This is a genomic window from Bacteroides sp. 4_1_36, from assembly GCF_003466325.1.
In the GTDB taxonomy this organism is placed as follows: Bacteria; Bacteroidota; Bacteroidia; order Bacteroidales; family Bacteroidaceae; genus Bacteroides; species Bacteroides uniformis.
Window position 1 is genome coordinate 357,931 of sequence record NZ_QSOX01000001.1, and the last position, 21,647, is coordinate 379,577.

Annotated in this window: 15 protein-coding genes and 1 tRNA gene; 8 read left to right on the forward strand and 8 right to left on the reverse strand. The window is 49.2% G+C overall.

Features of this window, described 5'->3' with window-relative positions:
* Positions 1-45 precede the first annotated feature (45 nt).
* The 3 genes from DXD65_RS01560 to ettA all read right to left on the reverse strand — a co-directional run bounded on the left by DXD65_RS01560 (position 46) and on the right by ettA (position 7,220).
* Complete coding sequence (locus DXD65_RS01560; protein ID WP_233556109.1) at positions 46-2,538, reverse strand: choice-of-anchor J domain-containing protein; 2,493 nt, start codon at positions 2,536-2,538, stop codon at positions 46-48.
* Between the two features lie 12 nt (positions 2,539-2,550).
* Positions 2,551-5,298, reverse strand: a complete 2,748-nt coding sequence (locus DXD65_RS01565; RefSeq protein WP_005828100.1) for a TonB-dependent receptor — start codon at positions 5,296-5,298, stop codon at positions 2,551-2,553.
* A 224-nt stretch (positions 5,299-5,522) separates the two neighbouring features.
* Positions 5,523-7,220, reverse strand: coding sequence for an energy-dependent translational throttle protein EttA (gene ettA / locus DXD65_RS01570; RefSeq protein WP_005828098.1), 1,698 nt, complete (start codon positions 7,218-7,220; stop codon positions 5,523-5,525).
* Between the two features lie 138 nt (positions 7,221-7,358).
* Between ettA and DXD65_RS01575 the strand changes: the two genes are divergently transcribed.
* Positions 7,359-7,431: transfer RNA gene (locus DXD65_RS01575), tRNA-Lys, on the forward strand.
* Between the two features lie 342 nt (positions 7,432-7,773).
* Here DXD65_RS01575 and DXD65_RS01580 read toward each other — a convergent pair.
* Both DXD65_RS01580 and DXD65_RS01585 read right to left on the reverse strand, forming a co-directional pair.
* Positions 7,774-9,978 (reverse strand): alpha-galactosidase, encoded by a 2,205-nt coding sequence (locus DXD65_RS01580; protein WP_117748877.1) that lies wholly within the window; start codon positions 9,976-9,978, stop codon positions 7,774-7,776.
* A gap of 100 nt (positions 9,979-10,078) precedes the next feature.
* Positions 10,079-10,840 (reverse strand): SDR family oxidoreductase, encoded by a 762-nt coding sequence (locus DXD65_RS01585; RefSeq protein ID WP_009036881.1) that lies wholly within the window; start codon positions 10,838-10,840, stop codon positions 10,079-10,081.
* A 213-nt stretch (positions 10,841-11,053) separates the two neighbouring features.
* Here DXD65_RS01585 and potA point away from each other — a divergent pair, with 213 nt between their 5' ends.
* The 7 genes from potA to mtgA all read left to right on the forward strand — a co-directional run bounded on the left by potA (position 11,054) and on the right by mtgA (position 18,341).
* The gene (gene potA / locus DXD65_RS01590; RefSeq protein WP_005828085.1) at positions 11,054-12,460 is read left to right on the forward strand and encodes a polyamine ABC transporter ATP-binding protein; all 1,407 of its coding nucleotides are present in this window, start codon (positions 11,054-11,056) and stop codon (positions 12,458-12,460) included.
* A gap of 16 nt (positions 12,461-12,476) precedes the next feature.
* Positions 12,477-13,250, forward strand: coding sequence for an ABC transporter permease (locus DXD65_RS01595; protein ID WP_035457908.1), 774 nt, complete (start codon positions 12,477-12,479; stop codon positions 13,248-13,250).
* Positions 13,247-14,038: an ABC transporter permease gene (locus DXD65_RS01600; RefSeq protein ID WP_008663130.1), complete on the forward strand. Its 792-nt coding sequence runs from the start codon at positions 13,247-13,249 to the stop codon at positions 14,036-14,038. Before DXD65_RS01595 ends, DXD65_RS01600 begins: the two co-directional genes overlap by 4 nt.
* 44 nt (positions 14,039-14,082) lie before the next feature.
* Positions 14,083-15,420: an ABC transporter substrate-binding protein gene (locus DXD65_RS01605; protein WP_171028991.1), complete on the forward strand. Its 1,338-nt coding sequence runs from the start codon at positions 14,083-14,085 to the stop codon at positions 15,418-15,420.
* A 32-nt stretch (positions 15,421-15,452) separates the two neighbouring features.
* A complete protein-coding gene (locus tag DXD65_RS01610) occupies positions 15,453-16,781 on the forward strand; it encodes an MATE family efflux transporter (protein WP_005828079.1) in 1,329 nt (442 codons plus the stop codon).
* Positions 16,782-16,881: 100 nt separating this feature from the next.
* The gene (locus tag DXD65_RS01615; protein ID WP_005828077.1) at positions 16,882-17,556 is read left to right on the forward strand and encodes an OmpA family protein; all 675 of its coding nucleotides are present in this window, start codon (positions 16,882-16,884) and stop codon (positions 17,554-17,556) included.
* Positions 17,557-17,636: 80 nt separating this feature from the next.
* Positions 17,637-18,341, forward strand: a complete 705-nt coding sequence (gene mtgA / locus DXD65_RS01620) for a monofunctional biosynthetic peptidoglycan transglycosylase (RefSeq protein ID WP_005828075.1) — start codon at positions 17,637-17,639, stop codon at positions 18,339-18,341.
* 82 nt (positions 18,342-18,423) lie between these two features.
* Here mtgA and DXD65_RS01625 read toward each other — a convergent pair whose 3' ends face one another.
* From DXD65_RS01625 to DXD65_RS01635, 3 genes are all read right to left on the reverse strand, one after another.
* On the reverse strand, positions 18,424-19,572 hold the full coding sequence (locus tag DXD65_RS01625; RefSeq protein WP_005828073.1) for a cytochrome d ubiquinol oxidase subunit II: 1,149 nt from the start codon (positions 19,570-19,572) through the stop codon (positions 18,424-18,426).
* Between the two features lie 20 nt (positions 19,573-19,592).
* Positions 19,593-21,167 carry a cytochrome ubiquinol oxidase subunit I gene (locus DXD65_RS01630; protein WP_008663125.1) on the reverse strand — a complete coding sequence of 525 codons (1,575 nt, stop codon included), beginning with the start codon at positions 21,165-21,167 and terminating at the stop codon, positions 19,593-19,595.
* Positions 21,168-21,283: 116 nt separating this feature from the next.
* Positions 21,284-21,505 carry a DUF4492 domain-containing protein gene (locus DXD65_RS01635; protein ID WP_005836288.1) on the reverse strand — a complete coding sequence of 74 codons (222 nt, stop codon included), beginning with the start codon at positions 21,503-21,505 and terminating at the stop codon, positions 21,284-21,286.
* Positions 21,506-21,647 lie beyond the last annotated feature (142 nt).

The following is a 21,647-nucleotide window of genomic DNA, read 5'->3' on the forward strand; positions in this document are numbered from 1 at the left end:
ACAGTAAAGTCCATTACCACATTGTCTATTGCACAACCTCAGGAATTATTCCTTCACCACAAAGTTACTCATGTAGAATGTAGGAGCAAATCCAGGGTCAGTATTACTTGCATAACGGAATGCCACATATACTTTCTTGCCCACATAGTCGGCCATGGAAGTACGCATTTCGATCTCTTTAGAGCTTGTAGGCCACTCGAACGACAACGGATCACTCCAAGCCGCTCCTTGCAATGCTGCAATCTTCTCTTCATCAGTAGCAGTAGAAGCCGCAGGGATATAATTTTCGGACACATGTACAGACACTGCGTTCTCAATTTTGCCTCCATACAAATAGTCTGCCGAAGCAGTGAATACCATCTGTGGGGCAATAGCTTCGGTAAGATCTACCTCACCGGTTACAAGCCATGCCTCCGTATCGCGGTTACGCTGATAATAACCGCTTGCCTTGATACGGGTATAACCTGCACCTGCACTCCATACATAATTCATGCCATCAAGCTTCACATTCACAATCTGGGCATCGTTATGAAGTTCACCAGCAAAGTCATTGCTATAATACTCTTTTGCTTCCATCCATTTGTCGTCAGTCTTCAGGAATGCCATTTCAGCAGTTTCCGTTTCGGTATTCTTCTTCACCCATGCAGTGCCATCGAAGCCATATTCATCGGCCATCACATCATACTCCTTATTTCCGAAATAAACTACTGCCTTGACATCCCCGCTCTGTGCGTAAGGGAATGCATTCTTCAGATAAACGGGCAATACGGCATCAGCATCGCTCAAATAGTCCGAACCGGTAGAAACATAATCGGCAGGTTGCATCACACGGATACCGATACTTGCGCTTTCTTCGTAGGCAGTCCAAGCCGAACCGTCATACTGGTAGAGAGCAGAAGCATTTGGCTTCACGTCTGATGCACGGGTAACGGCACGAGCAGGCATTTCAGCTTCTGATTCAGGAATCTCCTTATAAATATCCACACCCTCATAATACCCTGATACGGTACTTGTAAGTGACATATTCTTAAACTCTACAGTAGGCGCACACTCTGTAGTACTCTTATAACGGAAAGCAATGGCTATCTTCTTGCCCTCGTAAGCACTCAGGTCAATATCACCGGAATTTACATAATTCCAATTCTTGCCTTCCGGCCATTGAGGTACATTCAGAGTCTTCCATTCAGCAGTAGCCACATCATCCACATAATCTTCCGAAGCCAGCAATTCAATAAAATCAGCACGATTGTTACCATTCAAGAAATTAATGGCAATATCTACCTTAAGAAGAGGAGCCTTCGCTTTTGCTAAATCTATAATAGGAGAAACCACCCATGCTTCCGATTCAAAATCGCTATCTCCTACATGAGCACTACCCTTCCAACCATATTTACCATCCACCTTCCATACATTAGTTAACGTGCCGGTAAGTTTCACATTTTGAGTAGTGAAACCGCCCTCGTTTCCATTGAACGACTCATTCATATAAATGCCCAACGTAGCATTCGGATAAGAACCGTATGAATAAGAGTTTCCTTTTTCATAGAAATTCAGCTTGATGATTTTGTCCTTTTCCACATTTTTTACATCAAATGCCTTACGGTCATAGTTGTAAGCAAAGCTCCAATCCCCACCCTCGGGTATGGAAGTACCGATGTTGAAACTGTTAAACGTACCACTCTGATAGATGAACTTGCCATCCGGACGTTGCATAGTGAAACCTTTTTCCGTAGGAGTAAGTGTCATGATATGATTGGACACATCGCTGGTGATGAAACCATCCGCAATCTCTACCGGTTCACCCTCCATATAACCATACGTCTTATCCGGGTCTTTGAACTGACCGAAAGGAATCCAAGTATTGTCCTTCGTCGGAGCCACAATGACATAATTACCTCCTTCGGCATCAATAGAAGTTACTTTCTGGTATACCATTTTCACTGCACCGCCGCCTGTACTGGGCTCGGTCTCCGACCAAGCGTAATTCACTTGGCACACATCTCCCGTCTTCGGGTTCTTGATACCTTCCTTCAACAAAGCAGGAAGCTTCTTCAACGTAGAAGGGGTGAGATATTTCACTACCATGCTTTCCCCCCATACTGTAGCGTAATTGTCAGAAGTAAGATCGAAAGTCTGAGCTTCGTTTATCTTCGAGAGATATTCAGGTTGCTCCTTGCCGATATTGTACTGCACCAGCACCTTGGAACCATCTGACAGATATGCGTAGAGCGAATCGACAAATGCAGGCAGATAATCTTCAGGAGCTACCATATCAGTAAACATCTTGGTTTTACCCAGCTGGTTCAATGCCGTAAGATAAGTCTGCCCCTCGGGATCCTTGGCGAGAGCTATCCCTTGGTTCTTCGGCATAGAAGCTATTTTGCCATAATGGGCATCAGCCAATACGAGGGTATCGGTACTGACATCCGTGATGGTTTCTTTTTCATCAAATCCGGGGAAATTATCCTCGTTATAATCGCAGGCCCCGAGTGCAAACAGCGAAGCCAATGCGGTTCCTAATAATATATGTTTTTTCATAAATATGTTCGCTTAGAAATTCAACTTCAATCTTACAGTATAAGTACGTCCCCAACCATAGATAACACGTGTGGCCGTCTCCCAGTCATGGTTACTTCCATCGCGTGCATCGGCTATGTACTCTTGGTTGAACAAGTTGTTCACATTGCCGCTCAGTGTAGCACGAATCTTACCGAAGTCAAAGGTATATCCTGCACTTACATCAAATGTGCTCCATGAAGGAATCTCCCAAGGTTTTTCCACCACGTAAGCCTCTTTTTGAGTGGCTTGGCTCGCATCAATGTCATAATCGGCATAATTGCGTGCAAAGAAGTTCCAGTCTGCATTAAGACGCAAGCCTTTCATTGGGCGGAATGTCACTCCCAAAGCAGCTGTAGTCTGAGCAGAACCGCCCACCTGTACATTATCCATTTCAATGGTATACTTGTACTGATCTACATTACTCATATCTGTCACCACTTCACCACGGCTATTCGCCATAATCTGGCCTTCAGTATTCATCATGAAGCCTTTCGCTGTCCCATTCCAGCGCCAGTCTCCCCAAGAGAACATACCGTTAACTTCCATCCAGCGGAAAGGCTTGGCAATAAAGTCAAGCTCTATACCCATGTGGTTAGCCTGCGCACCGGTCATGTTCATTGTCCAACGCTGAGAAGCCCCGTTTACGTCTTCATAGGATCCGGTATCATATAAAGCCTTGTCTTTCCACATAGTATAATAGGCGTTTACATTGGCTGAGAAATACTGGCTACGATATCCATAACCTAATTCGAAAGAGTAAACTTTCTCATTCTTAGCATCAGGATTACGCTCATGTGAACTCTGAGAATTGATGAAGGTATTATCAAAAATAGGAGCACGGCTGATAAATCCGGTATTGAAGAATACGTTATTGTAATCATCAAGGTTGTAATTCAAACCAGCTTTCACATTGCCTCCCAAATAATGCTTCTTCGAAGACAGCTGTTTGTCACCACTATAATAGAAACGGTCTTTGCGCCAATAACTGGTATTTGTAAGACCACCTGAAACAAATGCACTCACTTTATCTTTATTATACTCCAATTGGGCAAAACCACCTTCGTACATCACAAAACCGTCGTAGTCACGACGAATCACATCTCCTACTCCCAACTTCTGGTTTACCCAGGAGGTGACTCCACCATTCACACTATTCTCAGCCAATACACTCTTACGGTTATAAGAGTCTACATAATACTGCCCTCCAAAAAGATCGGTAATGACATTCTTGTGCAAACCTTTATAATAGCGGAAGTCAATACCACCATAGAAATCAAAGTAATCACCAAACTTAGTGGTATAAGTAGAAATCAATCCTGTCCAGAAATGGTCGTTCGAGGCTTTGTTCATAATCATCAGCGAACCTTTATAACCGGGCATTCCACTCACATTCACCGGATTAGTATAGTTATCTGCATTGAGCTTATCCACAGCATCATAATCAAAAGTACCATCAGGACAACGGAACTGAGTGTTCACCGTACCATCACTGGCCGTACCGTACCAAGAGCTGGTGTACCCCGTTACCCCCGTACCACTATAGCCTGCACCAGTACCGATAGACATATAAGCTGCTGTACTGAGGCTTGACTTATGGTTGATTTGCCACAAATGATTAAGAGACATCTGGGGTTTATGGTATTCGTTACGTGAAGAGTTCATCACTTGTCCATTGCGATAACCGAAAGTAGAATTGTAACGATAGGGACTTTCCTCACCCATCCATTGTTTTACACGCTGATACTCCTTGATATTCAAGCCATTTGCCATATTACGCTGATTATGCCACTGAGGTGCTCCAAAAGCTGTAAATGAAAGTTGATGGTTGTCATTGATACGTTTTGCAATACTCATGAACCAAGTGTAGGCCTCGGATTCCGTACCTTGAATATAACCGTCGCGTTTATCTCTGGCACCCAATAAAGTAAAGGCCCAACCATCTTTTGTCAGACCGGAAGAGACACTGAACATCACTTTACTGTAGCCGTCATTACCCATGCCGTAAGAGATGAAGCCGCCTTTCTTGGCATCAGTAGTCTTGGTTATAATGTTTTGTGAGCCACCTACTGAAGGAGTTGACACCTTGCTGGCACCAAGTCCACGTTGTACCTGAATACTGCTGGCCACATCAATCAAACCACCCCAGTTACTCATGTATACTTTCTGGTTTTCCATTCCGTTCATGGGTACACCGTTAATCATCATAGCCACATATTCTGACTTAAAACCACGAATCTTTATGTTGGAATCACCAAAGCCACCTCCCTCATTAGAAGCATAAACACCCGGAGTAGATTTCAAGATTTGCGGTAACTCCTGAGAACCTATCTTATCTTCAATAAATACGGGGTCGACAGTAGATACAGCAACCGGAGTCTTGCGTGCCACAGCAATAGACGATGTAATCACTACGTCCTTCAGCATCACAGCATCCGGTTCCATTGGGATAGCACCCAAATCCACAGAAGCGCCCTTCTGCGTGATCTTCTTCTTCTGGTCTTTATAACCCACGTACTTGAATAGTAATGTCGCATTCGAAGCAACGCTTTGCTTGAAATACCCATCAATGTCGGTCACCGATCCTTGTGTAGTACCTTCCACCATGACGGCGGCACCCACTAACGGTTCACCTGTTTCTGAATCAACAAGCTGACCTCTCACTGTAGTCTGAGCAAATGCAGCGGCGCTAAATACCGACAACACTGCAACCAACAGGAATTGAATTAGATGTTTTCTCATAATTCTGTTTTTTGTTAATAGATAGTGTTAATTAAACATTAATTTATGTTTTAAGTCGCAAATATAACTAATAAAAACGAGATTAATGTTATATTTATGTTACATTTTTTGAAGGTAGAAAGGCTTTTTTGAGATATTTTTAAACAAAAAAAGCCCTGCATTCTACAGCAGGGCTTTCGTATTGTCAACAAGTAAAAGAATATACTTTCAAATTCGCACCGAAATCAATCATTCATGAGCTTTCTATAACGTACACGGGTGGGTTCTTCTTTCCCAAGACGTTTCTGTTTATTTTCCTCATATTCTGAATAAGAACCTTCAAAGAAGAACACATTGGAGTCTCCTTCGAAAGCGAGGATATGCGTACAGATACGGTCAAGGAACCAACGGTCGTGACTGATGACCACAGCACATCCGGCAAAGTCCTCCAAACCTTCTTCGAGGGCACGGAGCGTATTCACGTCGATGTCATTGGTGGGCTCGTCCAGCAACAGCACATTACCTTCCTCCTTCAGGCAGAGCGCCAGATGCAAGCGGTTGCGTTCACCACCGGAAAGCACCCCACAGAGCTTTTCCTGGTCGGCACCGGAGAAGTTAAAACGGGACAGATAGGCGCGTGCATTAATGTCGCGCCCTCCCATGCGAATCAGATCGTTTCCGCCGGAAATGACCTGATATACGCTCTTGTTGGGGTCGATATCCTTGTGCTGCTGGTCCACGTAGGCAACCTTTACGGTCTCCCCCACCTCGAATTCGCCTTTGTCTGCCTTTTCCAGTCCCATGATAAGACGGAAAAGCGTAGTCTTACCGGCACCGTTAGGGCCGATGATACCCACGATACCGTTGGGTGGAAGCATGAAGTTGAGGTCATCGAACAACAGTTTGTCACCGAACGCCTTTGCCACATGCTTGGCTTCAATCACCTTATTACCCAGACGGGGACCGTTCGGGATAAAGATTTCCAGCTTCTCTTCCTTCTCCTTCACATCCTCGTTCAGCAATTTGTCGTAGGAGTTCAGACGCGCCTTTCCCTTTGCCTGACGGGCCTTGGGAGCCATGCGCACCCACTCCAGCTCGCGTTCCAGCGTCTTGCGGCGCTTGCTGGCGGTCTTTTCCTCTTGCTCCATGCGCTTGGTCTTCTGTTCCAGCCAACTGGAGTAGTTACCTTTCCAGGGAATACCTTCGCCACGGTCCAGCTCAAGAATCCAGCCGGCAACATGGTCAAGGAAATAACGGTCGTGCGTCACGGCAATCACCGTACCCTCGTACTGCTGCAAGTGTTGTTCCAGCCAGTCGATGGATTCGGCATCAAGGTGGTTGGTGGGCTCGTCAAGAAGAAGCACGTCGGGCTTCTGCAACAATAGGCGGCAAAGGGCCACACGGCGGCGCTCACCACCGGAAAGATGTTCTACGGACTGGTCTTCGGGCGGACAACGGAGGGCGTCCATGGCGCGTTCCAGCTTGCTGTCAAGGTTCCAGGCATCGGTCGCGTCAATGATGTCCTGCAACTCGGCCTGGCGGGAGAAGAGCTTGTCCATCTTGTCCTGGTCCTCATAATATTCGGGCAAGCCAAACTTCTGGTTGATTTCCTCGTATTCTGCCAGCGCGTCCACAATGGGCTGCACGCCTTCCATTACAATTTCCTTTACGGTCTTGGTGGGGTCGAGGTACGGTTCCTGAGCCAGATATCCCACAGAATATCCCGGCGAGAACACCACTTCGCCCTGATAGGACTTATCCAATCCGGCGATAATCTTCAGCAGGGTCGATTTACCCGAACCGTTCAGACCGATGATACCGATTTTTGCCCCGTAGAAGAACGAGAGGTAAATGTTCTTCAGTACCTGCTTGTTGTTCTGCTGAATGGTTTTATTCAGCCCAACCATAGAAAAGATAATCTTTTTATCGTCTACTGTTGCCATGTATTTAATGATTAATGTTCAGTGATAATGATTAATATCAAGGATTAATGGGGACAAAGATAAGAAAAAAGATGATATTATTTTGCAATTTTCAAAAAAGTATCTATCTTTGCATCCGCTTAACAGCAATGAAGGATTGAATCGCTAGCTCAGCAGGTAGAGCACAACACTTTTAATGTTGGGGTCTTGGGTTCGAGCCCCAAGCGGTTCACATAGAAACAAAGTCAGAAGGCGACAAAAAGAAAAAAGTCCTACAATATCAATGTATTGTGGGACTTTTTTTATGTTTCCATCTTACCTGAAAGTCCCAAAAGGGTACGAAAAGAAAAGTTGGACATCCAAACAGTGGTACAATTGGTACAGTGGGTACAGCGCCTCTTCTGCTTCACACACATGTGCTTATGTACATTACTTCATAACGCGTACATTATTTATATACATGCGTGTGTGAGATAGAAGAGACGCTGTACCACTGTACCAACTGTACCCATCAACCTCACCTTTACGCCGCTCAAGTTCACCTTTACGCGGCTAAACCTCACCTTTATTCACGTCATTTCACCTCTTCCAGATAAAGCACACGGCTTGAATAGTCGTTCTGTTTGTGGTAGTCCACCTTATGTGTGTAAGGAATCTCCAACCCGTTTGCCATCAGATAGGCACCGCTGAAAGTCTTTCCTTCATAGTTCAAGGGAACATTATCTATACGGTTCAGTTCATGCACCCGGTATTGCTTGTCGGCACAGAGCCCTGCCATCTTCACACGCGGCAGGTGCTGGTTACAGAAATGTTCCGTCTTCCACCAATAGAAGACTGCCTTGTCCTTCTCCGGAGCCACGTACATCAGAGAAGCCACACCTTGCTTGTCATAAGGAGAGAGCAGGCGGTAAATGTCTCCCAACTGTACTACGGGACGAATGGTCTTGTACTCGGCAATGGCATTCTTGCAAAGAGCCTTTTCTTCTTCCGTCATATTTTTGGGCTGGATTTCCATACCCAAACGACCACTCATGGCAACGTCTATCCGATATTTCAGAGGGATGGTGCGGAACGTCTGATGATTGGGGGCAGCACTGATATGCGATGCCATAGCGATGGCGGGGAAGAAATAGGAAGTTCCCCACTGCATATAGACACGTTGCAGGGCATCGGTATTGTCGCTTACCCAGAACTCGTCGAAGTAAGGCAGCACTCCGTAGTTGGCACGACCGCCGCCACTGGCACATGCCTGGATGGTAAGGTCGGGATATTTGGCACGGATGCGCTGGCAGATTTTCTCGAAGCCGCGGTGGAATTCGATGTACATGTGGCTCTGATTATCCTTCGTCAGATATTGCGAACCGTGGTTCTGGACAGACATATTGGCGTCCCACTTGATGTAATCTATTTCAGGATAAGAGGTCATCAGGTTGTCTACCACACCGAAAACGAAGTCCTGCACGGCAGGATTGGCAAGGTCAAGCACTACCTGCGTGCCGCCGCGTCCCAACACAACGTCACGTTCGGAAGCCTTAAGTACCCAGTCGGGATGCTTCTCGTAGAGTTCGCTGGTAGTGTTCGCCATCTCCGGCTCAATCCAGATGCCAAACTTGACGCCATGTTTCTTGGCATCACTCAGCAAGCCTTCAATGCCGTTCGGAAGCTTGTTCTTGTCCACCACCCAGTCGCCGAGTGATGAGCTGTCGTTCTTACGGGGATACTTGTCGCCAAACCAGCCATCGTCCATCACGAACAACTCGCCACCCATGGAGGCAATGTCCGCCATCATTTGATCCATACCTTGCTGGTTGATGTCAAAGTACACGCCTTCCCAACTATTCAAAAGAATCTTGCGGGGGGTAGTGCCGTGCGCCAGTTTGTGCAGGCGTGCCCAGCGATGGAAGTTACGGCTGCCGCCACTCAAGCCTTCATTACTATAAGTCAGGACAAGTTCGGGAGTGCGGAAAAGCTCGTCCTTCTTCAAGGAATAAGTAGAGTTCTCTTCGTTGATTCCGGCAAAGAAATGGTGGTATTCATCATCGTGTGTCTCAATGCGGAGTTTGTAGTTGCCGCTGTAACAGAGGGCTGCACCAATCACGTTGCCCGTGTTCTCCTGCGGACGGCCGTCAAGGGAGAACATCACTTCGGCATGGTCAGTATGAGAATTGCGCACACCGTCCTTATTCTTGATAACCTTCATGCCCGGAGTGAGAGGTTCCTGCGTCAAAACCCCTTCATTGGCCCAGGAACCGGAGAGATGGGACAGCCATACATCGCCACGGCGGATGGGCAGATAGCCGGAAGCAAACTGATTGAGCACCACCGGCTTCTTCTCCTGATGGGAGATTTCAGTCCAGGATTCTATCACGTCGGCATCCTGCCAGGCACGGTAACAGACGTTGACGAAGAAGGGATACACCTTATCCTTCAGTGCCACGACAGTCGTCACGGCATTCCCTTCCTTTTCGGTAGTCACGTTCAATACTTCGAGCTGGAGGGTCATGTTACCGTCGGCATGCTTCACAGCGAGGGCCGTCTCCACGGGAGCATTCAATCCATATTCGGGATAGGCTGCATGGTTCGCTTCTGCCGCAGAGATATTCTGCAAGTCGGCTTCAGAAAGTCTGTTACCATAATACAAGTGTCTCAGTGTACCGCCTTCAGGAGCCGAAAGCACCAAAGAGGTTTTAGGAGTGGATACACATACGTTTTGAGCCAACAAACTGCCGGTCAGCAGCAGTGCTCCAAAGAGAAAATTTGTTCGTTTCTTGAAATTCATGCTTTTCTTGTTTAGATTCTATATTCATTTAGCTGTGCGCAAATGTAGGCGTTTCCCCGAAGATAAAATAGTATCATTTTATCATATCCTTATACAAATTCTATTTCCGGCTGACAATTGTCCCCGTGGCTTGGTTGGCAGGCATCACCAGCACTTCCGCAATCTGGATATGCTCGGGGACGGCAGCGGCGAAATAGACCACTTCGGCTATATCGTCGCCGGTCAGCGGGCGTATACCTTTATATACATTATCGGCCGCCTCCCGGTTACCACGGAAACGGACGACGGAGAAATTGGTTTCCACCAACCCCGGCTTGATATTCGTTACGCGTACCGGGGTATCCACCAGGTCGATGCGGAGTCCGTCGGAAAGGGCCTTGACGGCAGCCTTGCAGGCACAGTACACACTACCTCCCGGATAAGCGTAATCTCCGGCAATGGACCCCATATTGATAACGTGACCACGGCCGCGCTCCACCATACCGGGAACCACGAGGCGGGTCATGGCAAGCAAGGCTTTCACGTTAGTGTCGATGACAATGTCCCATTCATCCAGGTTGCCTTCATGTTCCTTGTCCACCCCAATGACGAGTCCGGCATTGTTCACCAGTATGTCTACCGCCTTCCATTCCTCCGGAAGGGATTCGAGGGCGGCATGGGCAGCCTGCCGGTCGCGGACATCGAAAGGAAGCAGATACACATCGGCTCCATATTTCTCCAACAATTCTTTCTTTACAGCATTCAGTTTCTCCACATTACGGCCATTGAGTATAAGCCGGTAACCGTTCATGGCAAATTTACGCGCGCAGCCTTCCCCTATTCCCGAGGAGGCTCCGGTGATGAGTACAATCTTCTTTTCCATCATGTTATTAAGTTTTAATATCAATACTGCCAACAAAGGTATTACTTATTATTTTAACTTCATAGGAATAATGAATTTTAGAGTAAGGCGAAAAATCCCGATAAATTATGTAACTTTGCACCCGCTTTTTGAAAGCCCGAGAAACTGTTTTGATTTTATTTCAGCTTTCTTCTGAGATTTGTTTAATTCGTTTGGATAAAGTAAAAGACGCTTATGCAAAAGTCCGATTGCATCATCGGTGTGGAGCACGTATCGAAATTTTTCGGAGATAAGGCCGTGCTGAATGATGTGAATTTGTCTGTCCGTAAGGGCGAGTTTGTAACAATACTGGGACCGTCCGGCTGCGGAAAGACAACTCTGTTGCGCCTCATTGCAGGCTTTCAGACAGCCTCGGAAGGAGTGATAACCATTGCCGGAAAGGACATCACACAGACACCGCCGCACAAGCGTCCGGTGAACACCGTGTTCCAGAAGTACGCTCTCTTCCCCCACCTCAACGTGTTCAACAACATTGCTTTCGGGTTGAAGCTGAAGAAGCTGCCCGGTGCCACCATCGAGAAGAAGGTAAAGCAAGCCCTGCGCATGGTGGGCATGACGGACTATGAGGACCGCGACGTAGACTCCCTCTCCGGCGGGCAGCAACAGCGCGTAGCCATTGCCCGAGCCATCGTCAACGAACCCGAAGTGCTGCTACTGGACGAACCCCTTGCCGCCCTGGACCTAAAAATGCGCAAGGACATGCAGATGGAGCTAAAGGAGATGCACCAGAAGCTGGGCATCACCTTCGTATATGTGACCCACGACCAGGAAGAGGCACTGACCTTGAGCGATACCATCGTCGTGATGAGCGAAGGACGCATCCAGCAAATAGGCGTGCCGACGGACATCTACAACGAACCCATCAACTCCTTCGTAGCAGACTTCATTGGTGAAAGCAACATCTTGAACGGAGTTATGATAAAGGATAAAGCCGTCACCTTCTGCGGACACGAATTTGAATGCGTGGACACGGGATTTGGCGAGCAGATGCAGGTAGACGTAGTGATTCGCCCCGAAGACATCTACATCTTCGATGTATCCGACGCCGCACAGCTGACGGGGACCGTAACCAGCTGCATCTTTAAAGGCGTACACTACGAAATGCTGGTGCAGACGCGCGAAGGCTACGAGCTGATGGTGCAGGACTACCATGCCTTCGAGGCAGGACGCGAAGTCGGCCTGCTGGTGAAACCCTTCGACATCCACGTGATGAAGAAGGAACGCACCTGCAACACCTTCGAGGGAAAGCTGGTGGACGAGACGCACGTAGACTTCCTGGGCTGTAACTTCGAGTGCCTCCCCGTGCAGGGCATCGAGCCGGGCAGCGCCGTGCAAGTGGAAGTAGACTTCCAGCACGTCATCCTCGAAGACAACGAAGAGGACGGCCGACTGACGGGTGAAGTGAAATTCATACTCTACAAAGGGAACCATTACCACTTGACCGTGTTTACGGACTGGGACGAAGACATCTTTGTCGACACCAACGACGTGTGGGACGACGGCGACCGCGTAGGTATCACCATCGCCCCTCAAAATATACGGATTGTTCAATCTCTTAATAAGGAAGGAAGTGCTCAATAAGTTATCCCATTTCTTCATGCGCCGGCGCAACTGGACGGTACCCTACGCGCTGTTTCTGCTTGTATTTGTCATAGTACCGCTGCTGCTCATCGTGCTCTATGCCTTTACGGACGAAGGGGGAGCGTTTACGCTGGCCAACTTCCGCAAGTTCATGATGCACCCCGAAGCGATGAACACGTTTGTCTACTCCATCGGAATAGCCGTTATCACCACGCTGGTCTGCCTGCTGCTGGGCTATCCGGCAGCGTATATCCTGAGCCAGAAGCAATTCAACACCTCACGCACCATGGTGGTGCTGTTCATCCTCCCCATGTGGGTGAATATCTTGATACGTACGCTTGCCACAGTGGCGCTGTTCGACTTCCTGAACCTGCCGCTGGGCGAAGGTGCCCTTGTGTTCGGTATGGTCTACAACTTCCTGCCGTTCATGATATACCCCATTTACAACACTCTTCAGAAGATGGACCACAATCTGATTGAGGCTGCGCAGGACTTGGGAGCCTCTCCTACCCGCGTATTCGGCAAGGTGATTCTGCCGCTCTCCATGCCGGGAGTGATGAGCGGCATAGTGATGGTGTTTATGCCTACGGTTTCTACCTTTGCCATTGCCGAGTTGCTAACAATGAACAACATCAAACTGTTCGGCACCACGGTGCAAGAGAATATTTACAACGGAATGTGGAACTACGGTGCCGCCCTCTCGCTCATCATGCTGCTGCTGATAGGCATCACCATCCTCTTTACCAACGAGGAGGACGGGGCATCGAATGAAAGCGGAGGTGTGATATGATGACACGAATCTTAACCCGCGGCTACTTGTGGCTGCTGCTGGCGTTGCTCTACTCGCCCATCTTAATTATTATGATATTCTCCTTCACGGAGGCAAAGGTGCTGGGCAACTGGACGGGATTCTCCACCAAGCTGTACAGCTCCTTGTTTACGGGCGGGATGCACCACTCGCTGATAAATGCCATCTGGAACACATTCGCCATTGCCCTGCTTGCCGCCACCGCCAGTACGGCGCTGGGCAGCATTGCAGCCATCGGCATCTTCAATCTGCGCTCGCGCACACGGCAGGTAATGAACTTCGCCAATGCCATCCCGATGATGAATGCAGACATTATCACCGGTGTGTCGCTGTTCCTGCTGTTCGTCAGCTTCGGCATATCGCAAGGATTCACCACAGTGGTACTGGCACACATCACTTTCTGCACGCCCTACGTGGTGCTCAGCGTAATGCCCCGGCTCAAAAAGATGAACCAGAATGTCTACGAGGCGGCACTCGACCTGGGCGCCACACCGTTCCAAGCACTGCGCAAGGTTATTCTTCCGGAGATATTTCCGGGTATGATAAGCGGATTCATCCTTGCTTTCACGCTCTCCATCGACGACTTTGCCGTGACCATCTTCACCATCGGCAACCAGGGGCTGGAAACGCTCTCCACCTACATCTACGCCGATGCGCGCAAAGGTGGACTGACGCCGGAACTGCGGCCACTCTCCACCATCATCTTCGTGACGGTGCTGGTGCTGCTGATTGTAATCAACAAGCGGGCCGAACGGACGAAAAACGATTGATGTGAGTGATGAGTTATAAGTTATCAATTGTCAAGAACAAGATGATGAAAAGGATAATAAACATACTGATTCTACTGTGCTGTATCGCATCCCTCTCTTCTTGTGGAAACTCCACAGAAGAGCGCAGCCGTGTACTGAAGATATACAACTGGGCGGACTACATCGATGAAGATGTGCTTGCCGAATTTCCCGACTGGTACAAGCAGCAGACGGGCGAAGACCTCCGTATCATCTACCAGGTGTTCGATATCAACGAAATCATGCTCACCAAAATTGAGCGCGGGCACGAGGACTTCGACGTCGTATGCCCCTCGGAGTACATCATCGAACGCATGCTTCGCAAAGACCTCCTGCTACCCATCGACCGCAACTTCGGCCACACGCCGGACTACATCCCCAACGTGTCGCCCTACATTCGCCACGAGCTGAACAAGACCTCGCAACCGGAACGCCAGACCGAGGACTATGCCGTGCCCTACATGTGGGGCACCGCTGGTATCCTCTTCAACAAAAAGTTTATTACCGCCGAAGAGGCCGGCACATGGGACATCCTCTGGGACTCCAAAAACCGCGGCAAAATACTGATGAAGGACAGCTACCGCGATGCCTACGGTACCGCCATCATCTACGCCCACGCCCGGGAGCTGGCCGACAGCACCGTCACCGTAGAGCAACTGATGAACGACAACTCCCCGCAGGCCATCGCCCTGGCCGAGCAACGCCTCAAGGAGATGAAACCCAACATCGCCGGCTGGGAAGCCGACTTCGGCAAGGAAATGATGACCAAGAACAAGGCGTGGATTAACTTCACCTGGAGCGGCGACGCCGTCTGGGCCATCGAGGAGGCCGATGCCGTGGGTGTGGAACTGGACTACACCGTCCCCTGCGAAGGCAGCAACATCTGGTACGACGGCTGGGTAATCCCCCGCTACGCCCGCAACGTGAAGGCGGCAAGCTATTTCATCAACTACCTCTGCCAGCCTTCCGTGGCACTGCGCAACATGGATGCCATCGGCTACGTCAGCGCCGTAGCCACACCGGAAATCATGGAGGCCAAGACCGATACCACGCTCGACGTGCACTCCGACCTCAGCTACTTCTTCGGCCCCCTGCCCGGAGCCGACAGCCTGCAGATAGACCCGGTACAATATCCTGACCGCCGAGTAGTGGAACGCTGCGCCATGATACGCGACTTCGGCGACCGCACGGAACTAGTGCTCGAGATGTGGAGCCGCGTGAAAGGTGACAATCTCAACACAGGCATCGTGCTGCTCATCTTCGCCGTTTTCGGTCTGCTCTTCATCTGGCTGGTATATGCCAAGATACGAAAGTACAAGCAGAAACGCCGCCACCGTCTCCGCAGAAAGCGGAAAAGGGGATGAGCAACACATTGTTTACCTAAAAACCCGTCAACGTGCAAGGAACAAAGAATCTGACACAAGGCCCCATCAACCGCCAGCTTTTCACGCTGGCAATGCCCATCATGGCCACCTCGTTCATCCAGATGGCCTACAGCCTGACGGACATGGCATGGGTAGGGCGTCTGGGCAGTGAGTCCATGGCTGCAGTAGGTGCGGTAGGCATACTGACGTGGATGTCCGGCTCCATCGCCTTGCTCAATAAAGTGGGCGCCGAAGTCAGCGTAGGCCAGTCCATCGGTGCACGCAGCGAAGAGGACGCACGCAGCTTTGCCTCGCACAACATTACGATTGCCCTGCTCATCTCCGTCTGCTGGGGAGGCCTGCTCTTTCTTTTCGCCCGCCCCATCCTGAACATCTTCGAGCTGAAACAGCATATCACGGACGCCGCCGTGACTTATCTGCGCATCGTGTCGACGGGACTGCCTTTCATCTTTCTCTCCGCTGCCTTTACGGGCATCTACAACGCGGCAGGACGAAGCAAGATTCCGTTCTACATCAGCGGGACGGGACTGATAATGAACATCGTCCTCGACCCTCTGTTCATCTTCGGCTTCGGTTGGGGAACAGTGGGCGCGGCACTTGCCACATGGCTTTCCGAAGCTACAGTATTCGGCATCTTCGTCTACAAACTCCGGGGGAAAAGCGCCGTGCTCGGAGGTTTCTCCTTTATCGTTCCGCTGAAAAAGAAGTACACCCGGCGCATCTTCAAGCTCGGGCTGCCCGTGGCTACGCTGAACACGCTATTTGCCTTCGTCAATATGTTCCTCTCGCGCACCGCCTCGGAGCAGGGAGGACACATCGGACTGATGGCATTCACCACCGGTGGACAAATCGAGGCCATCACCTGGAATACTTCGCAAGGATTCTCCACGGGGCTGAGCACGTTCATCGCCCAGAACTATGCCGCGGGGCAGAAGTCGCGCGTGAAGCAAGCATGGCGCACCACCATGTGGATGACGGGCGTATTCGGAAGCCTCTGCTCACTACTGTTCATCTTCTTCGGCAGCGAGGTGTTCTCTATCTTCGTACCCGAGGCCGAAGCCTACCGTGTGGGTGGAGATTTCCTCCGCATCGACGGCTATTCGCAAATGTTCATGATGATGGAAATTACCATGCAGGGCGTGTTCTACGGACTGGGACGGACAGTGCCGCCTGCCATTGTCAGCATCGGATGCAATTACATGCGTATTCCGGTGGCGTTATTGCTGGTGCACATGGGTATGGGAGTGGATGCCATCTGGTGGGCAGTAAGTGGAACGACCGTTGCCAAAGGTCTTATACTGACAGCCTGGTTCGTCCTCATCAAAAGGAAAATTCTCTAAAAAAGGACAGAACTGGCGAACTTTAGAAAGAAGAATATGGTTATTATATACATAAATTTGCAACATTAAAGATAAAGTCAACTTTTAAAGAAAAAGAGTTATGAAGAAGATGAAATTTACAGTATTACTTTTGTGCGGCGCATTGCTGCTGGGCAGTTGCGGCACAATGAACAACAAGGCCAAAGGTGGAATAATCGGCGGTGGCTCCGGTGCAGCAGCAGGTGCCATTATCGGCGGACTGATAGGTAAAGGCAAGGGGGCAGCCATTGGAGCTGCGGTAGGTGCTGCAGTAGGTACGGGTGCCGGCGTTGCCATCGGACACAAGATGGACAAGAAGGCTGCCGAAGCTGCCAAGATTGAAGGCGCCCAAGTGGAGCAGGTGACGGATGCCAACGGCTTGCCGGCTGTCAAAGTATCCTTTGCGGCAGGTATTCTTTTCGGCTTCAACTCCGCAGCACTGAGCAACGAGGCAAAGGCTTCCCTGCGCGAACTCGCACAGATTCTGAAGGAAGACCCGACAACCGATATCGCCATCATCGGCCATACCGACAAAGTGGGTACTTACGAAGCCAATATGAAAGTTTCCAAGAACCGCGCCTATGCCGTAGAGAACTATTTGCAGGATTGCGGCGTATCTCCGGCCCAGTTCAAGAAAGTGGAAGGCGTGGGATACAACGAATACGACGAAAGTCTGTCTGCCGACCAGAACCGACGCGTAGAGGTATATATGTATGCCAGCGAACAGATGATTAAGAATGCGGAGGCAGCTAATTAATATGGTAAAGTGATTAATGTGTTAATGTGCCAATATGCATATTGGCACATTAACACATTAATCACATTGGCACTCTCTCCATGAAACTCCCGAAGCCTTTGCGGTTCCTCCGCAACATCATATTATTCTTCTTTATTTCCACTATCCTAGCGGTAGTGGCTTATCGTTTTGTACCCGTCTACATCACGCCACTGATGGTTATTCGCAGCGTGCAACAGGTCTTTAAGGGTGAAAGTCCATGCTGGCACCACACTTGGGTATCTTCCGACAAGATATCCCCTCACCTGCCTATGGCCGTCATTGCCTCGGAAGACAACCGGTTTGCCACACACAACGGATTCGATTTCATCGAGATACAGAAAGCGATAAAGGAGAATGAAACAAGAAAACGGAAACGGGGCGCAAGCACCATCAGCCAGCAGACGGCAAAGAATGTATTCCTATGGCCCCAGTCTTCCTGGGTACGTAAAGGACTGGAAGTCTACTTCACCGTACTGATAGAATTCTTCTGGTCCAAAGAACGTATCATGGAGGTCTATCTCAACTCCATCGAAATGGGAAAAGGCATCTATGGCGCACAAGCTGCCGCCAAATACAAGTTCAAGACTACAGCAGCCAAGCTCTCTGCCGGACAGTGCGCACTAATAGCGGCAACATTGCCCAACCCCATACGCTTCGACTCAGCACACCCCTCCCCTTACATAAAGAAAAGGCAAGGACAGATTCTACGATTGATGAAACTGGTACCCAAATTCCAGCTAAATGAGAAGCGGACAAAAGAATAAGAAGAGGATGTATCAAAACAGTTAATAGCATACAGATGACACATCCTCCTTTAATTTTTAATTCTTAATTCTTAATTTTTAATTAATACGCGTGTCCTCCCTCTTCCATCTCCTTCGCATCAATCTTGCGATTGTCGATACTGCGCCAAGCGTAGAAGATGTAGGCAAGAACGAAAGGAACAAGGATAGAGACATAAGCCATAACCTTCAGTGTGAACTGGCTCGAGCAACTGTTTGCCAACGTGAGTGAGCTTTGCAGGTCGTGGGTAGAAGGATAATAGGCCGTATTGTTATAGCCTGCCACAAGCAGCAGTGCCAATACCGTAAGCACCGTCCCTGCACCGGCAAACCAGATACCCTTGTCGAATGCCGGCTTCCACAGCGTGCGGATAATGCCCCAGAGCACAGCCACCACACCAACCAGGAATACAAGCAGCACTACCGGCATCTGCAGGAAGTTCGTCAGATACTTGTAAGGTTCCATGAACACCTCTCCCGTTTCCGGGCGTACAGCATAGCCGTCGGCAAGCAGCGTGCGGATGACGAAGGCCAGGAAGAATACCAGGAACAACGCCGTATTTCCCCAAAGTGCCCGGCGGCAGCGTTTCACCAAATCATCCTCATTGATATTATTAATAAAATAAAGCGCTCCCAAGATACGTGCCAGGAAGAACACAGCCAGCCCCAGCACCACATTCCACGGATTAAGCAACGCATCCAACCCATGCCAGCCGTTAGCCCATTGACTGATAACCGGCATTGCCGCATCTGCGATATTCCCTTTATTGATATAGAAATTAGACCCCGTGAAGAACGTGGCCACTGCCCCACCCAGCAATACCGGACCTACCACTCCGTTTATCACCAAGAACGTGCGATACGTTGTCTTGCCCAGCAGATTTCCCGCCTTCGACTGAAACTCGTAGCTGACAGCCTGCAACACAAAGCTGAACAGAATAATCATCCACAACCAATAAGCTCCTCCGAAACTGGTACTATAGAACAACGGAAACGAAGCAAAGAACGCGCCTCCAAACGTGACAAGCGTTGTAAACGTGAACTCCCACTTCCGTCCCGTAGAATTAATCATCATCTTCTTCTGCTCCTCCGTCTTCCCCAGACAGAACAGAAGCGAATTACCTCCCTGCACGAACAGCAGGAATACCAGTAGTGCTCCCAGCAAGGAGACTACAAACCACCAATAGTGTTGAAGAAATATATAAGCATTCATTGTGAGTTATGAGTTATAAGTTATGAGTTATGTGACGGTGTGTGCGTTTCGGTTTCAGGACCTTTGCGAATAGCCTTCAGCATAATTCCCACCTCAGCAATCAGCATGACAGTGAAAAGTACCAGGAAAATAAAGAACGTGGTCTGCACGGAGCCTACATCCAGCTTAGAGATGGCGGCACTCGTGGGCAGCATATCTTGGATGGCCCACGGCTGACGACCACACTCGGCAACCACCCATCCGGCTTGTCCGGCCAGATAGCCCAGCGGAATGGTGAGCATAGCCACCCAATGCATCCATGGCATCCGCGACAAGTCTTTCTTATAGGCCAGGAACAGCACCACAATAAAGAAGAGGATGAAGTATCCACCCAACATCACCATCACACGAAACATGTAGAACGTAAGGGGCACATTGGGCACCAGCTCGTTCACGTCCTTGATATAACCGTAACCGAAATAGGCTACATTATCTTTCAACACTTTGGCAGCCACCTCTGCATCCGCCTCATTGCCCGCAGCCTTGGCTGCACGATAGGCGGCAAACGCACCGATAGCCGTTTTTCCTTTTTCTATTTTCTCCTCTGCTGAAAGCGCTACAGTACCGTCCTTCAACGGGTATCCGCCTTTCAGCAGGTCATTGATGCCGGGAACAAAAGCATCCATCTTGCGCTCGGCAAGCAACGACAGCATCTTAGGGATTTCCACACGGAAAAGGAATGGGTCTACTCCGTCCTGCGGCGTCTGCTTGGCAGGATTCAGCAGCCCGAACGCTACTAATCCGGCACCTTGCCGCCCTTCATAATAGCCTTCCATAGCAGCCAGCTTCATCGGCTGCTTTTGCGCCACCTGATAGCCTGAGCCATCGCCCGTCCAGGCAGACAGCACGGCGGCACACAGACCTACCCATGCAGCAATCTTTACACTTGCCAGCGCAAATTTCTTCTCGCGCTTCTTCCACAGATACCAGCAGCTTACACCTACTACAAACACGGCAGCCAGCACCCAGCCGGACAGCACGCTATGGAAGAACTTATTGACAGCCATCGGCGAAGTTGCCACAGCCCAGAAGTCCACCATCTCGTTGCGTGCCGTATCGGGATTGAACTCCATACCTACGGGATTCTGCATCCACGCATTGGCAACCAGAATCCACCAGGCAGAAATCGTGGCGCCCAGCCCCGTGAGCCAAGTAGATGCCAGATGGAAACGCTTGCTCACCTTATCCCAGCCGAAGAACATGACGGCGATAAACGTTGCTTCCATAAAGAAAGCCAAAATACCCTCGATGGCAAGCGGCGCACCGAAGATGTCGCCCACAAACCAACTGTAATTACTCCAATTCGTACCGAATTCAAATTCCAGAATGATACCGGTTGCCACACCAATAGCAAAGTTGATACCGAAAATCTTCATCCAGAATTTGGCAGTACGTTTCCAAAATTCGTCACCCGTACGGTAGTACGCTGTCTCCATGATGCCCATAATTACCGCCAGTCCAAGTGTCAGCGGCACAAAAATCCAGTGATAGATGGCGGTCAAGGCAAATTGGGCTCTCGACCAGTCAATCAGGGAAGTGTCAATGTGTCCAAGCATAAGAATCAAGTTATGAGTTATAAGTTATGAGTTATTAAGTTTTTAAGTTATCGGGTAAGAACAGAGAGACACGGAGAATTTATAAGGGCAAGGAAATAAACTCTGTGTCTCCGTGTTTAGTCGCCCAGACTCCGATGGATAAGCTCATTACTGACATAGCCTTCCTTGTCATCGCCCACCACGGGGGTATTCAGAAACCGTGGGAAGAAGAAAAGGCGGAGAATGAAAAACATGATGAACAACTTCACAAGAATGATAAGCCACAAAGTACGCCCTAACGTCATACTTCGAAAACCTTCCAAATAAAAACGCCAAATGTTTACCGCAGTCTGTTTCATGCCGATAAAATTATAATGATTACAAATATAAAATACTTTTATATAAAGAACAAATAAAAAGGTGAAAAGTTGAACAGAAAAAAGACTTCTCCCATTCATCGGTACAAAAAAGATTTTAGGCGAGGAAAATTCACTCAACGTC

Bases quoted from the DNA above. Each gene is read 5' to 3' on its own strand.
- DXD65_RS01560 (WP_233556109.1), bottom strand. From the start codon at position 2,538: ATGAAAAAACATATATTATTAGGAACCGCATTGGCTTCGCTGTTTGCA.
- DXD65_RS01565 (WP_005828100.1), bottom strand. From the start codon at position 5,298: ATGAGAAAACATCTAATTCAATTCCTGTTGGTTGCAGTGTTGTCGGTA.
- ettA (WP_005828098.1), bottom strand. From the start codon at position 7,220: ATGGCAACAGTAGACGATAAAAAGATTATCTTTTCTATGGTTGGGCTG.
- DXD65_RS01580 (WP_117748877.1), bottom strand. From the start codon at position 9,978: ATGAATTTCAAGAAACGAACAAATTTTCTCTTTGGAGCACTGCTGCTG.
- DXD65_RS01585 (WP_009036881.1), bottom strand. From the start codon at position 10,840: ATGGAAAAGAAGATTGTACTCATCACCGGAGCCTCCTCGGGAATAGGG.
- potA (WP_005828085.1), top strand. From the start codon at position 11,054: ATGCAAAAGTCCGATTGCATCATCGGTGTGGAGCACGTATCGAAATTT.
- DXD65_RS01595 (WP_035457908.1), top strand. From the start codon at position 12,477: ATGCGCCGGCGCAACTGGACGGTACCCTACGCGCTGTTTCTGCTTGTA.
- DXD65_RS01600 (WP_008663130.1), top strand. From the start codon at position 13,247: ATGATGACACGAATCTTAACCCGCGGCTACTTGTGGCTGCTGCTGGCG.
- DXD65_RS01605 (WP_171028991.1), top strand. From the start codon at position 14,083: ATGAAAAGGATAATAAACATACTGATTCTACTGTGCTGTATCGCATCC.
- DXD65_RS01615 (WP_005828077.1), top strand. From the start codon at position 16,882: ATGAAGAAGATGAAATTTACAGTATTACTTTTGTGCGGCGCATTGCTG.
- mtgA (WP_005828075.1), top strand. From the start codon at position 17,637: ATGAAACTCCCGAAGCCTTTGCGGTTCCTCCGCAACATCATATTATTC.
- DXD65_RS01625 (WP_005828073.1), bottom strand. From the start codon at position 19,572: ATGAATGCTTATATATTTCTTCAACACTATTGGTGGTTTGTAGTCTCC.
- DXD65_RS01630 (WP_008663125.1), bottom strand. From the start codon at position 21,167: ATGCTTGGACACATTGACACTTCCCTGATTGACTGGTCGAGAGCCCAA.
- DXD65_RS01635 (WP_005836288.1), bottom strand. From the start codon at position 21,505: ATGAAACAGACTGCGGTAAACATTTGGCGTTTTTATTTGGAAGGTTTT.